The sequence below is a fragment of the Pseudomonas marvdashtae genome, from assembly GCF_014268655.2.
GTDB classification, from domain to species: domain Bacteria; phylum Pseudomonadota; class Gammaproteobacteria; order Pseudomonadales; family Pseudomonadaceae; genus Aquipseudomonas; species Aquipseudomonas marvdashtae.
The window spans coordinates 21,734-35,880 of sequence record NZ_JABWQX020000003.1; the positions used below are offsets into that span (position 1 = coordinate 21,734).

Consider the following 14,147-nt stretch of genomic DNA (forward strand, 5'->3'; position numbering starts at 1 on the left):
TCCAATCTTCAGGCCAGACGCACTTGTCTGGCCTGAAGGATGGTTACTGTGGCGAGGGCTTGTCTTTGCCCTTAGGCCTGAATCGCCTTCGCCTCCTCCCTCGCAACGCCTCCCTCTCCCACAAACCGATTCGCCCGCCCAAACGTGCCGAAATCATTGAACCGCACGCCCATCTCGCGCATCACCTTGTGCGCCACCGGCACCGTCATCTGGCGGATGTAGAACGGCTCCTTCACCACAAAATGGTGAATGCCGTGGCTGCTGCCGAAATTGAAGCAGAACGCCTGCAACGGCCATAGCCACCACGGGTTGAGCACCTGGGTTTGCTGGATGAAATTGCCTGCCTCGATGTCGCCGTAGTAGTGCATGTTCGAGCTGATGAAGTGCAGGCAAAAGGTGCGCAGCACGTTTGGCCCGATGATCACCACCGCCGCGATATCGATCACGTGCATCACCGCCAAGGTGTTCGCCGACCAGTCGATGGAGGTGCCCAGCAACCCGGCAACTGCGTTGGCGCCATGGAAACCGAGAAACACATACCAGGCGCCCCAGTGCAGCAACGCCAGCGGAAAATAAACCTTCAGCGTGCGCTTGAGGATGCTGCGCTTGTGCGCCCAGGTCTTGGCTCGCAACAGGCGGATGAACGCCGACATCACGTTGTCGCCGACCATCAGCAAGCGTGCCAGCCCCCACGGCTCGCCATTGGTAATGGCGCGCTCTTCCAAGTCCGCTTCGCTGCCGGAAACCTTGTGATGGTTGAGATGCAAATGGCGGCGAATCCACGGATTGATCGTGCTCGGCCGCGCGAGCCACACCAGGCCCATCATCAGGTTGTGAGGCGCGCGCTGCTTGCGAAAATACATGCTGTGGATCAGGTCATGTTCCAATTCATGGGTCAGGGAGGCGAAAAATGCGTTGAGCAGCAGGCAGGCCCAACCGGCTAGGTAACCCGCGATATAGAGCCACGCAGCCCCCATCATTCCCGCCAGGGCAAAGATCAGGATGCCCGCGCCAAGGGCGTCCTGGTGCCGCAAGATCGGGTAGCGCTGGCGCAACGCCTCGCCTCGGGCCAGGACCACTTGGCGAATATGGGCGGCTCGTTGTTGTGCATTCAATCGGTCGGGGCTTGCGCATGTGCCGTGCATGGCTTACATCCTCTGTTATCGATGTGCTCATCCTGCCGGGCGTTGTCTCACAGGGTGGTAGCCGTAAACGCCAACCTGTTGACCGCAAGCGCCAATCGCCATGACGGAACCGACCTCTCTCGCCAGCTGGACCCGCGCCCTGCGCAAACAGCTCGATGCACTGGGCCTGGACAGCCATGCCCTGTGCCTGGAGGCGGGCCTGGATCCGCAATTGATGGACGACCCCAATGCCCGTTATCCGCTCTCGGGCACTACCCGCTTGTGGGCGCTGGCCGTGCAAGCGAGCGGGGACCCGGCGATCGGCCTGCGGGTGTCGCGCTTCGTCAGCCCCACCACCTTTCACGCCCTGGGTTATGCCCTGGTGGCCAGCGGCAGCCTGCGGGAAGTGTTCGAGCGGATCGTGCGCTACCACCCGGTGGTCAGCGATGCGTTGACGCTGCAACTGAGCCGCGGCGAAGACCGCTACCGCTTCTGCCTCGATGTACCGCCGCAAGGCCCGGCGCCGGCCTTCGAGGCCATCGATGCGTTCGCGTCGATCTACGTGCGCACCTGCCGCAACCGCCTCGGCCGCGATTACGCACCGCTGGCGGTGTATCTGCGGCGCCCGGAACCGGCAGATCCGGCCCCCTGGCATAAAGTCTTCCGCTCACCGGTGCATTTCGACGCTGCGCAGGATTGCCTGGAATTCAGCTTCATCGACTTCGACAGTCACCTGGACGACGCCAACCCGGAGCTGGCCGAACACAACGAAACCGTGCTCAAGCGCACCCTCGCCCAACTTCAGCCGCTGACCTGGGAGCGCAAGGTCCGCGCCGCCATCGAAGCCCAACTGCCCGAAGGCGAACCCAGCGCCGAACGCATCGCCCAAGCCATGCACCTGAGTCTGCGCAGCCTGCAGCGACACCTGGCCGACGAAGGCTGCCGCTTCGACGCCTTGCTCAACGAATGCCGGGAAAATCTCGCGCTGCTGCACCTGCGAGATCCGCAATGCTCATTGAGCGAAGTCAGCTATCTGCTGGGCTTTGCCGACACCAGCAGTTTCAGCCGCGCGTTCAAGCGCTGGACGGGGATGACGCCGGGGCAGTTTCGGGATGGGTTGCGGTAGAGCCTTGCAGTTGCCTGGGTTGACCCAATCGCGAGCAAGCTCGCTCTCACATTGGAAGCGGCATGACCGCGATATCTGCGCCAACACCGGTCCTGTGGGAGCTTCGCGATAGCGGTGGATCAGTTGACAGTGGGTTTAAGGCTGCGTGCAAGCCCTGCGGTCCAAACCTCGATCATGGCCCGTCCAGTCAAACCGTTGATTAGCGCCCATGTAATGGCGTATTTCAGCCATGGAATGGGTGCTTCCTCAAGAAGTCGAGCGTAGGACGCTCCAATGGTCGGGCAACCGCTGTTAGCTCGTAGCCAAAACCATTGAGGATCGCTTTGACCTTACGGATCCCGACTTCAGCAATGGTGTTGTTTTCGATGCCGGAAATCGTGGCACGGCTCATGCCGTACCGTGCAGCCAATGCCTGCTGGGAGAGGCGGTGTTCTTTACGCAGTCGCCCGATCAATTCGCCAAGAGTTTTCATGTTTGGACTCCGCATCGTATGCAGTGCATAAATTAAAAAAACTAAATATGCACAGTATTTGATTCAAATTTGGGAGCGGGCTTGCTCGCGAAGACGACTGCACAGGCAACATCCCAACCAACAGACTCACCGCTTTCGCGAGCAAGCCCGCACCCACAGACGCTGTGGCCGGACCTCAGACCGAAGTCAACGCCCGCAACCGCTCGATGTCCAGGATCTCGATCTCGCCATACCCCAGATGAAGAATGCCCTGCCCCTGCAAATCCTTGAGGATCTGATTGGTGGTCTGGCGCGACAGCGACAGCATCGACGCGAGCTGTTCCTGGGGCAGTTGCAAGACCCGGCGCGCCGATTCGATTTCGCCGTAGCCTTCGGCGATCAGCAGCAGGCGATGGGCCAGTCGCGCCGCGGCGGGCATCACGCTCAAATGTTCGAGATTGATAAACGTCAGGCGCAGCTTGTGGCTCATCAGCAGCGCCAGGTGCCGCCAATGGACGGGTTGCTCTTGCAGGAAAGCCAACAGTGCGGTTTGAGGCAAATGCAGCAATGTGCACGGTCCCACGCCCACCGCATCGTGCGTGCGCGCCTGGCCATCGAACAGGCAGATTTCACCGAACCAATGCGGCGACTCCACTACGCTCAGCAACGCTTCCTTGCCCTGCTCGCTGACAGCGCCGATCCGCACCGCGCCCTCGAGCACGGCGTACAGGCCGCACGGCGGATCGCCGCGCTTGAACAACCGCTGCCCTGGCGACAAGTGACGCTCCCGCGCCATGCCCAGCAGACTATTCTGTAACTCAGCGGGCAAATGACTGTACCAATGGCCGGTCAGCAGATGCGTGTGCCAGGGGTGCGAATTCATGGAAACTCCGGGACAAGTGTCGGCTAGCTGACAGAGCGCCTTGTGAAACCTGGGCATCATGCAGGCATCACCTCAGGAGGAACAACAATGAAAAGCCTCGTCGATCATCTCAGTCAATACGCGGCGTACCACCGCGATCCGCGCAACATCGCCAGCCACTTCATCGGCATACCGCTGATATTCGTCGCCGTCGCGGTGCTGTTGTCACGGCCGGGATGGCCGGTTGGCGCGGTCCTGGTCTCTCCCGCGCTGCTCGTGGCGATGGCAAGTGCCTGGTTTTATCTGCGCCTGGAGCTGCGCCTGGGTGTGCTGATGGCCGTGCTGCTGGGGCTTTCCGTCTGGCTGGGCCAAGTGCTCGCGGCGCAAAGCACCACCGTATGGCTGGGCAGTGGCCTGGGCATGTTCCTGGTGGGCTGGGTGATCCAGTTTGTCGGCCACTATTACGAAGGCCGCAAACCGGCGTTCGTCGATGACCTGACCGGGCTGATTGTCGGGCCGTTGTTTGTCGTGGTCGAAGCGGCTTTCCTGCTGGGCATGCGCCACGATCTCAAACAGCAGATCGAGACGCAGGCCGGGCCAGTAAGAGTCAATCCGAAGCGGGCTGCCGCCTGAGGAAGCATCGCGAGCACGCTCGCGATGGCTTTTGCTGTTAAAGATTGGCGACTTTTTGCCAGACCTTCGGCTTGAAGAACAGTGTCTCGCCCTTCGCCAGGCCCACGAGGCTGTCGTGGTCCTTCACCACTTCGGCCTCGATCAGTTCGCTCTGGCCTTCCACCTTCAACGTTACCCGGGTGGTCGCGCCTAGCGGGCGAATGTCGCGCACTTCGGCGGCGTGATGATCTTCCAGCTCCGAGCGCGACAGCGACACTTCATGCGGGCGGAACAGCACATGGCGGTCTTCGCCCAGGTGCAGCCGGTTCGAGTCACCGAGGAAGTGGTACACGAAATCGCTGGCCGGGTTCTCGTATACATCGCCCGGTGAGCCGATCTGCTCGATCACGCCCTTGTTCATCACCACGATCCGGTCGGCGACTTCCATGGCCTCTTCCTGGTCGTGGGTCACGAACACCGAGGTCAGGTTGATGTCCTCGTGCAGCCGCGCCAACCAGCGGCGCAGTTCCTTGCGGACCTTGGCGTCGAGGGCGCCGAACGGTTCGTCCAGCAGCAATACCTTCGGCTCCACCGCCAGGGCGCGGGCCAGGGCGATGCGCTGGCGCTGGCCGCCGGACAGCTGCTCCGGGTAGCGGTCAGCGAGCCAATCCAATTGCACCATATTCAATAGCTCGTGGACCTTGGTCGCGATCTCGCTTTCGTTCGGACGCTGGTTCTTGGGCTTCATGCGCAAGCCAAAGGCGACGTTATCGAACACGGTCATGTGGCGGAACAAGGCGTAGTGCTGGAACACGAAACCGACGTTGCGATCACGCACGTCATGGCCGGACACGTCCTCGCCATGGAAGACAATGTTGCCTTGGTCGGGCGTTTCGAGGCCGGCGATGATTCGCAGCAGCGTGGTCTTGCCACAGCCCGACGGGCCGAGCAGCGCCACCAGCTCGCCGCTCTGGATGTCCAGGCTGATATCGTCGAGCGCCTTGAAGGCGTTGAAATTCTTGCTGACGTTACGGACTTCGATCGACATGACTTATTCCTCCGCGGCGCTGGCGCGCAGGCGGTTGATTCGGTTTTCGCTCCACTGCTTGAGCAGCAGGATGAAGAGCGCCAGGATCAGCAACAGGCTCGCCACGGCGAACGCGGCCACGTGGTTGTATTCGTTGTAGAGGATCTCGACGTGCAGCGGCAGGGTGTTGGTCACCCCGCGAATGTGCCCGGACACCACCGACACCGCGCCGAATTCGCCCATGGCCCGGGCGGTACACAGCACCACGCCATAGATCAGGCCCCACTTGATGTTCGGCACGGTGACATGCCAGAACATCTGCCAGCCATTGGCGCCCAATAGACGCGCGGCCTCTTCTTCCTGGGTGCCCTGCTCTTGCATCAGCGGGATCAACTCACGGGCCACGAACGGCACCGTGACGAAAATCGTTGCCAGGACGATGCCCGGCAGCGCAAACACGATCTGGATGTCGTGGTCCGACAGCCACGGACCGAACAGGCCCTGGGCGCCGAACATCAGCACATAGACCAGGCCAGCGATCACCGGCGACACCGAGAACGGCAGGTCGATCAGCGTCACCAGCATGCTTTTGCCGCGGAACGAGTATTTGCTCACGCACCACGCAGCGCTGACCCCGAACACCAGGTTCAACGGCACCGAGATCAACACCGCGAACACCGTGAGCTTGAGCGCCGACAACGCATCGGGTTCGAAGATCGCTGCGAAGAAAGTCCCCAGGCCCGACTTCAAGCCCTGGGACACGACGATGAACAGCGGCAACAGCAAAAACAGCGCAAAAATCAGCCAGCCAAGGCCGATCAGGATGCGCCGCGAAACCGCGCTGCCGCGACGGGCAGCGTTGGTGGAGGCGGCGGAAATAGACGATTGGGACATGGTTCGCGCCTCCTTATGGGGTTTCGATGCGCCGCTGCAGCAAATTGATCAGCAGCAACAGGACGAAGGAAACCACCAGCATCAGCACGCCGATGGAGGTGGCGCCGGTGTAGTCGTATTGGTCGAGCTTGACCATGATCAGCAACGGCAGGATCTCGGTTTTCATCGGCATGTTGCCGGCGATGAAAATCACCGAACCGTACTCACCCACGCCACGGGCAAAGGCCAGGGCGAAACCGGTCAACCAGGCCGGCAACAACGCCGGCACGAGGATGTGGCGGAACACCTGCCACGGCTTGGCACCCAGGCAGGCGGCGGCTTCTTCGACTTCACGGGGAATATCAGCCAGCACCGGCTGCACCGTGCGCACCACGAACGGCAGCGTCACGAACGTCAGCGCCAGGGTGATACCCAGCGGGGTGTAGGCGATTTTGAAACCCAGGTCGGTGGCGAACTGTCCGACCAGGCCGGTCGGCGCGTACAGCGCGGTCAGGGCAATACCGGCCACCGCGGTGGGCAGGGCGAACGGCAGGTCGATCATCGCATCGATGATCTTGCGACCCGGGAAGGTGTAGCGCACCAGCACCCAGGCCAGCAACGTACCGATCACGCCGTTGATGATGGCGGCGCAGAGCGCGGTGCCGAAACTGAGTTTCAGGGCTGCCAGCACCCGCGGCGCCGAAATGATCGTCCAGAACTGATCCCAGGTGAGTTGGGCGGCATGCACGAACATCGCAGCCAGCGGAATGAGCACAATCAGACTGAGGTACACCAGGGTGTAACCCAGCGTCAGCCCGAAGCCGGGTATGACGGGGGATATGCGACGCGACATAAAGGTCCTTGGTTGAGAACGCGCTTACCGTGGCGAGGGAGCTTGCTCCCTCGCCACAATGGATCCGGGGTCTATTCAGCTTACTGCGCCTGATAGATCTGGTCGAACACGCCGCCATCGTTGAAGAATTTCGGCTGGGCAGTTTTCCAGCCGCCGAAGTCCTTGTCGATGGTCACCAGGTCCAGTTTCGGGAATTGCCGTGAATACTTGGCGGCCACGTCCTTGTCCCGTGGGCGATAAAAATTCTTCGCGGCGATTTCCTGACCGACCGGGCTGTACAGGTGCTTGAGGTACGCTTCGGCGATTTCGGCATTACCCTTCTTCTCGGCGTTCTTGTCCACCACCGCCACTGGCGGTTCGGCGAGAATCGACAGCGACGGCACGACGATGTCGAACTTGTCGGCGCCACCGTCTTCTTTCAAGGCCAGGAACGCTTCGTTTTCCCAGGCCAGCAGCACGTCGCCCTGGCCATTGTTGACGAAGGTAATGGTCGAGCCACGGGCGCCGGTGTCGAGGATCGGCACGTGCTTGAACAGCGCCTGCACATATTCCTTGGCCTTGGCCTCGTCGCCACCGTTGGCTTTCAAGCCATAGGCCCACGCGGCGAGGAAGTTCCAGCGTGCGCCGCCGGAGGTTTTCGGGTTCGGCGTGATGACCGACACGTCGTTTTTAATCAGGTCTCCCCAATCCTTGATGCCCTTGGGATTGCCCTTGCGCACCAGGAACACAATGGTCGAGGTGTAAGGCGTGCTGGCGTCCGGCAGGCGTTTTTGCCAATCCACCGGCAGGGATTTGCCCAGCTTGGCGATTTCATCGATGTCACCGGCCAGGGCCAGGGTCACCACGTCGGCGCGCAGCCCATCGATCACCGCCCGGCCTTGCTTGCCCGAGCCACCGTGGGACTGTTGGATCTTCACGGTGTCGTCCGGGTGGGCTTTTTTCCAGAAGCTGGCGAATTCGGCGTTGTAGTCCTGGTACAGCTCGCGGGTCGGGTCGTAGGACACGTTGAGCAGCTCGTAATCCTTGGCAACCGCGGAACCTGCAAAAACAGCGCTGGCCAGGGCGGCCAAGGCATAACGGCGAATCGACGACATGGTGAAAGCTCCTGGAATTCTGGTTTTTATGGCTTCTGGAAATCGGGTGACCCGCACAAGATCGCAGCCTGCGGCAGCTCCTACACCAAGCCCCCGGTAGCGGCGGCCACAGGCTGCGATCCTTCAGCTCGGTTTATGACTCGGCTGCTGCAAGCGGAATTTTTCCTTGCGCTCGATCTGGACCACTTGGGCGTTGTGCACGGTGATCTCCACCGCGCCAAAGCGCAGGTCACGCAAGGCACTCTGGATCTCGCGCAAAATGGTTGCTTCGTCCTGGCCGTCAACGCTACGTAGAGATGCGCTCATGCTGCTGCTCCTTTGAATGAATGCCTGGCAGTGGGCGGCACTGCTTGCGGCGTGGGAGCAATACTAGATAAAGCGGGATATTCTTAAAAAGACTATTTAAGAATTTTTATATAACCAAAATATCAACTCGAATTTGGCGTCCTACGGCAGGAGTGATTGCCGGCCATTCCCCTGCAATGTCGTCGGAGATTTCCTTCAAAACGTGGCGCTTTGCGTGAACTAGGCAGCCCGGTCATGCACCGCTAACCTCTGTTCGTCATCGCAAAAAACGGTGACACGGACGTGCAAGTCCGGTACATATCGGCGCGCAACTGCCAAGCCAAACGGCCTACGCTCGTATTGGCATGTTTATGGCGGCTGCGCGCGGGAGACTCTCGCAGTCTGCCGGGTCCGATATGCCCGGTCTTGCACACCCGCGCACAGCTGCCACCTTCTTCGGTGCAACGAGAGGTGCCAGTTTTCCAATCAATTACATATCGGGTAATTAATCATGTTCAAAGTCACTCCAAATCCGCCAGAAAATAGCCACAAATCCCGCGTCGAAATCCTCGAAGAACAGAGGCTCGAAGACGCCACCAACCGCGCCCTCGACTATTACCTCAAACCCAAACCCGCCTCACCGCCAGAACCCGACAAAGACCAACTCTTCATCGTCTCCCCCCACATCGACACCGAAACCCTGCTCGCCAACGCCTCCGAAGACCTGCTCTCCATCAGCACCATCGCCGCCGACCTGGCCGACGACATCGACGAATCACGCCGCTGCGTAGCGCTGGCAATCAGCCGCATGGCCGATGGGGTTCAGTTGCTGGTTGAGCGAGCGCTGGATCATTTGGAAACGAAGGAGATGGCGGTGGCTGCCAAGGGATAGTTTGTATTGATGCAAGCTGAACCGACGCCATCGAGCAAACCCGCACAATTGGATCGAAGTACGACAAGAGAAGCAGGTCGGCTATCAGGCCGCCTCGCGGCGGACGTTGATCTCGGCGCCCCGTTAACCACGCTGGCTGAACGAAGGTATTGCGCAGTGGGCAACCCGGCATGGATGCCGGGTTAGCCGCGCTGGGCCATGGATGGCCCTTCGCGGCGGCCCACGGAGCAATGCCTTCGTTCAGGCATGCCGAGCCTAAGCGAGGCACCGAGTGGTGGGGCAAAAGCGTTTTGCTCACTTTTGACTGGGCCGGCTTCCGGGCTTCTCAAAAGTGAGACGCCGTAAGGGCGGAACCCTAAGCAGCCGTTACCGCAGCAACGGATATGTACCCAATCACAAAACCCTGGGCCAACATCATCCCACTGACAATCAAGCAATAACCGGCGCCCGATCCCAGTCCAAATGCTGCGCCGCCACCGGCCGACCAAACCAGTACCCCTGCCCCAACTCACAGGCTTGGCCCAGCAAAAACGCCGCCTGCTCACGCTGCTCAATGCCTTCAGCGTGCACCTGCATGCCCATGCTGCGGGCCAGCGCAATAATCACCCGGACGATCGCCGCATCATCCTCATCCCACGGCAAGCCGGCGACAAAACCCTGGTCGATCTTCAGCTTCTGCACCGGCAAGCGCTTGAGCCGCAGCAGCGACGAATAACCCGTGCCGAAATCATCGATGGCCAGCCGCACGCCCAGCTCACGCAGGCGGTGCATCTGTTCCAGCGCCACTTCGGGATCCTCCATGACCGCGCTTTCGGTCACCTCCAATTCCAGAAAAGCCGGATCCAAGCCCGTGTCATGCAGTACGCGGGCGACCTGCTCGTACAATTCCCGACGGGCGAACAAGCGGCTGGAGACATTGACCGCGACGAACGACAGGACCACGCCGGCCTGCTGCCACCGACACATCTGCCGGCAGGCCTGGTCCATGACCCAGGCGTCGATCTGGGCGATCAACCCCGTGCGCTCGGCAATGGGTATGAACTCTGCCGGCGAAACCAGCCCGCGCGTGGGATGCTCCCAGCGCACCAGCGCCTCGACACCGACCAGACGGCTGGTGCCCAGGTCGTGCACCGGTTGGTAATGAACCCGCAATTCCTGCCGCTCCAATGCACGGCGCAGTTCGGAGGCGATCTCCACCCGTTGCTGGGCATGGGCGGTGAGCTCTTCGGTGTACAAGGCATAACCGTCACGTCCGCTGCTCTTGGCCTTGAACAGTGCCGAATCAGCGTTACGCAGCAATTGCCCGGCGCTGAGGGCATCGCCGGGAAACAGGCTGATGCCGATGCTCGCGTTGATAAACAGCGACTGGTTGCCGAGTTGCAGCGGCTCTTTCAGCGCATCGAGAATACGCCGGGCCAAGGCCGCCGCCTGACCGGGTTGCGAGCAGTTCTCCACCAGCACCGCGAATTCGTCACCGCCCAACCGGGCCAAGGTAACGCCCGGCGCAAACAACCCAAGAAAACGCTTGGCCACGCCTTTGAGCAACTCGTCACCCACGTTGTGCCCGAGGCTGTCGTTGATGTTCTTGAAATGATCCAGGTCCAGCAGCAACAGCGCACAACCACGCTTGTGTAGCTGCGCTGATGTAACGGCCTGCTCCGTACGATCGGAAAACAGCAGGCGATTGGGCAGGCCAGTCAACGGATCGTGATGGGCCAGGTGCGCCAGCTCATGCTCCGAGTCCTTGATTGCGCTGATGTCGGAAAAGACCGCGACGTAGTGGCTGACTTGGCCTTGTTCGTCGGCAACGGCGCGAATGGTTTGCCATTGCGGGTAGATCTCGCCACTTTTGCGTCGGTTCCAGATCTCACCGCTCCATTCGCCACGGCTGGACAGGGAAGCGAACATGTCCTGGTAGAAAGCCGGGCCATGACGACCGGACTTGAACAGATTGGGTCGCCGGCCCAGCACCTCCTCCCGACCATACCCGGTGATAGCCATGAATGCCCGGTTGACATGGACGATCAAGCCATGTCGATCCGTCACCAACACGCCCTCTCGCGTGCAATCGAACACTGCGGCAGCCTGGCGTAATCGCTCGCGATCAGCGCTGCGTTCGCCTTTGGCGAACAAACGCGAGCCGCGCACCCGCGCCAGGAAAATCAACCCGGCGCTGACCAGCACCCAGGCATAACCGTTGATCAGTTGCCAGCGAAGCCGGTCGGTTGAATGATCGAAGATACTGTTCAATAAATAACCAACCAGCTGCAACCAGGCGACTGATAGCACGAGGTAAAGCAATGCCCCACGCATGGCAGTGCGGTGATAAACAGTCATGCGGTCGTCCATGTCCCTGTAATGTGCGGGGATTATAGAGTAAGAAACATCCTGCCACTCTTATCTGAAAGGCCGACTGGTTTTATCGCTGAGGGTGGTGATAATGCAACGGCAGTTTCCATCTTTATCGAGGGCCCAACAGCCTATGTGGTACGAAGGTTTTCTTGGCTTGTCGGCCTGGTCGCTGGTGGCAGTCACCCTGCTGATGACCCACGTCACGATCATCAGCGTCACGGTCTACCTGCACCGTTATTCGGCTCACCGTTCCCTGGAACTCAACGCCGGCCTCAAGCATTTCTTCCGTTTCTGGCTGTGGCTGACCACGGCGCAGAATACTCGCGAGTGGACTGCCATCCACCGCAAGCATCACGCCAAATGCGAAACCGAGGATGACCCTCACAGTCCGGTCATCAAGGGTTTGTCTACCGTGTTGCGCAAAGGCGCCGAATTGTATCGCGCCGAGGCGGAAAATCCGGAAACCCTGCGCATCTACGGCAAGAACTGCCCCGAGGACTGGATCGAGCGCAACCTCTATAGCCGCTATCCGCTGCTGGGCGTCGCCATCATGGGCGTGATCGATCTCCTGCTGTTCGGCACCATCGGCATCACCATCTGGGCCATCCAGATGATGTGGATCCCGGTCTGGGCTGCCGGCGTGGTCAATGGCCTGGGTCATGCCGTGGGCTATCGCAACTTCGAATGCCGCGACGCGGCGACCAACCTCGTGCCTTGGGGCATCCTGATCGGTGGCGAAGAGCTGCACAACAACCACCACACCTACCCCAATTCGGCCAAGCTCTCGGTGCGCAAATGGGAGTTCGACATGGGCTGGGCCTGGATCAAGGTCTTCAGCTTCCTGCGCCTGGCGAAAGTCCAGCGCGTAGCGCCGATTGCCCACCGGGTCGAAGGCAAGGGCCACCTGGACATGGATACCGCCATGGCCATCCTCAACAACCGTTTCCAGATCATGGCCCAGTACCGCCGGCTGGTCATCGCGCCGTTGGTCAAGCAGGAGCTGGAGAAAGTCGATCACTCGGTTCGTCACCAGTTCCATCGAGCCAAACGCCTGCTGTCGCGGGAAACCAGCTTGCTGGACGACCGTCACCACGTGCGTATCCAGAATATGCTGGAGCACAGCCAGGCACTGAAAGTGATCTATGAAAAACGCTTGGCCTTGCAGCAGATCTGGGTCAAGACCAGCAGCAACGGCCACGACATGCTCGCCGCGATCAAGGAGTGGGTCCACGAAGCCGAGGCCAGTGGCATCCAGTCCCTGCGCGACTTCGCCGATCAGCTCAAGACCTACTCGCTGCGACCTGCCACGGCCTGACCCGGCAACGCCATCTGAAGAAGGGCTTTCTGTGGCGAGGGAGCTTGCTCCCGCTGGGCTGCGCAGCAGCCCTTCTTTTTCTTGTGAGCGCTTCGCACTGGAGCGCCAGCAAGCTCCGTCGCCATAAGTTCAGCCCCCACAGTCAGGGCCGCCAATCTCCCCGCCCTTCGTCGCCTGCAAAGGAACTTCGCCCGTAATCCCCTATCTCAAGAGCACTTCGCCATCCTGGCGGGCTCTGGAGCAAGCGCGTGCAAATCCATAGCAATGCACGTTCTTTGAGATTGGTACCGATGGTCGACAAGAACCTACAGGATTCATCCCAACCGCATTGGCCCGAAGCGGCCCAGACACTCATGGCGCTGATGCACGCCCAAGGCGAAGTGGCGCGCTTGAGCGAGCGTGAGCAGCTGTTCAGTTCCTTGCTGGTCAGCGTCAACGCGGTGCTGTGGGCGTTCAACTGGGAAACCCGGCAGGTGCTCTACGTCAGCCCCGCTTACGAGCGGATTTTCGGCCGCCCCGCTGGCCTGGTATTGGCCGACTACAACGAATGGCGTGACGCAATCTACCCGGATGACCTGGATTACGCCGAGCGCAGCCTCGCTGAAGTATTGGTCAAGGGTGCCGTGGAAGACCGCGAGTATCGCATCATCGCCGCCGATGGCCAGATCCGCTGGCTCAGCGACAAGTGTTTCATCAACCGTCAGGCTGACCCGGGGCAACCGGTGATTGTGGTGGGCATCGCCGAGGACATCACCGAAAAGAAGTTGCTCGAAAGCGAGCTGCAGCGGCTGGCGACCACCGATGTGCTGACCCAGAGCAGCAACCGTCGGCACTTCTTCGAATGTGCCCACCGCGAATTCGAGCAAGCACGGTTGCAAGGCACGCCAATGGCGTTCCTGCTGCTGGACATCGATGATTTCAAATTGATCAACGACACTTACGGTCACCAGGAAGGCGATACGGTGTTGCAGAAAATTGCCGAAAGCGGACGGAACGTGCTTAGACGCGGAGATTTGTTCGGACGGATCGGCGGCGAAGAGTTTGCCGCCGTGTTTCCAGGTTGCGCCCCGGACATGGCCTTGCAGGTCGCCGAACGCTTGCAAAGGGAAATCCAGCGCCTGGCGTTCCGCTGCGGCGACCAAAACTTCGGCATCACCGTCAGCCAGGGCATCACCAGCATCATCGCCGAGGACCAAACCCTCGATAGCCTGTTCGCCCGAGCCGATGCCGCCATGTACGAAGCCAAGCGCCAGGGTAAGAACCGCATAATCGCAGCTTGAG

Annotated in this window: 14 protein-coding genes; 5 read left to right on the plus strand and 9 right to left on the minus strand. The window is 60.6% G+C overall.

The features are described from left to right. Positions 1–71: 71 nt before the first annotated feature. Positions 72–1,145 carry a fatty acid desaturase gene (locus HU742_RS22980; RefSeq protein ID WP_186645194.1) on the minus strand — a complete coding sequence of 358 codons (1,074 nt, stop codon included), beginning with the start codon at positions 1,143–1,145 and terminating at the stop codon, positions 72–74. A 100-nt stretch (positions 1,146–1,245) separates the two neighbouring features. Between HU742_RS22980 and HU742_RS22985 the strand changes: the two genes are divergently transcribed. Further along, a complete protein-coding gene (locus HU742_RS22985) occupies positions 1,246–2,250 on the plus strand; it encodes an AraC family transcriptional regulator (RefSeq protein ID WP_186645192.1) in 1,005 nt (334 codons plus the stop codon). A 223-nt stretch (positions 2,251–2,473) separates the two neighbouring features. Here HU742_RS22985 and HU742_RS22990 read toward each other — a convergent pair whose 3' ends face one another. Both HU742_RS22990 and HU742_RS22995 read right to left on the minus strand, forming a co-directional pair. Further along, positions 2,474–2,722 (minus strand): helix-turn-helix domain-containing protein, encoded by a 249-nt coding sequence (locus tag HU742_RS22990; RefSeq protein WP_186645190.1) that lies wholly within the window; start codon positions 2,720–2,722, stop codon positions 2,474–2,476. A 175-nt stretch (positions 2,723–2,897) separates the two neighbouring features. Continuing rightward, positions 2,898–3,584, minus strand: a complete 687-nt coding sequence (locus HU742_RS22995) for a Crp/Fnr family transcriptional regulator (protein WP_186645188.1) — start codon at positions 3,582–3,584, stop codon at positions 2,898–2,900. 87 nt (positions 3,585–3,671) lie between these two features. On the opposite strand from HU742_RS22995, the gene HU742_RS23000 reads away from it, so the two are divergent. Beyond that, the gene (locus tag HU742_RS23000; protein WP_186641356.1) at positions 3,672–4,196 is read left to right on the plus strand and encodes an Mpo1 family 2-hydroxy fatty acid dioxygenase; all 525 of its coding nucleotides are present in this window, start codon (positions 3,672–3,674) and stop codon (positions 4,194–4,196) included. Positions 4,197–4,233: 37 nt separating this feature from the next. On the opposite strand, the gene HU742_RS23005 is transcribed toward HU742_RS23000, so the two are convergent. The 5 genes from HU742_RS23005 to oscA form a co-directional block, all read right to left on the minus strand. Beyond that, a complete protein-coding gene (locus HU742_RS23005; RefSeq protein ID WP_186641358.1) occupies positions 4,234–5,223 on the minus strand; it encodes a sulfate/molybdate ABC transporter ATP-binding protein in 990 nt (329 codons plus the stop codon). A 3-nt stretch (positions 5,224–5,226) separates the two neighbouring features. Next, on the minus strand, positions 5,227–6,096 hold the full coding sequence (cysW, locus tag HU742_RS23010; RefSeq protein WP_186613959.1) for a sulfate ABC transporter permease subunit CysW: 870 nt from the start codon (positions 6,094–6,096) through the stop codon (positions 5,227–5,229). Positions 6,097–6,109: 13 nt separating this feature from the next. Further along, on the minus strand, positions 6,110–6,928 hold the full coding sequence (cysT, locus tag HU742_RS23015) for a sulfate ABC transporter permease subunit CysT (RefSeq protein WP_186641360.1): 819 nt from the start codon (positions 6,926–6,928) through the stop codon (positions 6,110–6,112). Between the two features lie 80 nt (positions 6,929–7,008). Then, positions 7,009–8,022 (minus strand): sulfate ABC transporter substrate-binding protein, encoded by a 1,014-nt coding sequence (locus tag HU742_RS23020; protein WP_186645186.1) that lies wholly within the window; start codon positions 8,020–8,022, stop codon positions 7,009–7,011. A 123-nt stretch (positions 8,023–8,145) separates the two neighbouring features. Next, on the minus strand, positions 8,146–8,328 hold the full coding sequence (gene oscA / locus HU742_RS23025) for a sulfur starvation response protein OscA (protein WP_003186967.1): 183 nt from the start codon (positions 8,326–8,328) through the stop codon (positions 8,146–8,148). Positions 8,329–8,818: 490 nt separating this feature from the next. Between oscA and HU742_RS23030 the strand changes: the two genes are divergently transcribed. Further along, the gene (locus HU742_RS23030; RefSeq protein ID WP_186645184.1) at positions 8,819–9,199 is read left to right on the plus strand and encodes a DUF6124 family protein; all 381 of its coding nucleotides are present in this window, start codon (positions 8,819–8,821) and stop codon (positions 9,197–9,199) included. Positions 9,200–9,628: 429 nt separating this feature from the next. Here the strand turns inward: HU742_RS23030 and dibA are convergent, their stop codons facing one another. Continuing rightward, positions 9,629–11,536 carry a phosphodiesterase DibA gene (gene dibA, locus HU742_RS23035; protein ID WP_186641363.1) on the minus strand — a complete coding sequence of 636 codons (1,908 nt, stop codon included), beginning with the start codon at positions 11,534–11,536 and terminating at the stop codon, positions 9,629–9,631. A 145-nt stretch (positions 11,537–11,681) separates the two neighbouring features. Between dibA and desA the strand changes: the two genes are divergently transcribed. Both desA and HU742_RS23045 read left to right on the plus strand, forming a co-directional pair. Beyond that, positions 11,682–12,866 (plus strand): delta-9 fatty acid desaturase DesA, encoded by a 1,185-nt coding sequence (gene desA / locus HU742_RS23040; RefSeq protein WP_186613951.1) that lies wholly within the window; start codon positions 11,682–11,684, stop codon positions 12,864–12,866. A gap of 290 nt (positions 12,867–13,156) precedes the next feature. Beyond that, complete coding sequence (locus HU742_RS23045) at positions 13,157–14,146, plus strand: GGDEF domain-containing protein (protein ID WP_186613949.1); 990 nt, start codon at positions 13,157–13,159, stop codon at positions 14,144–14,146. Position 14,147 lies beyond the last annotated feature (1 nt).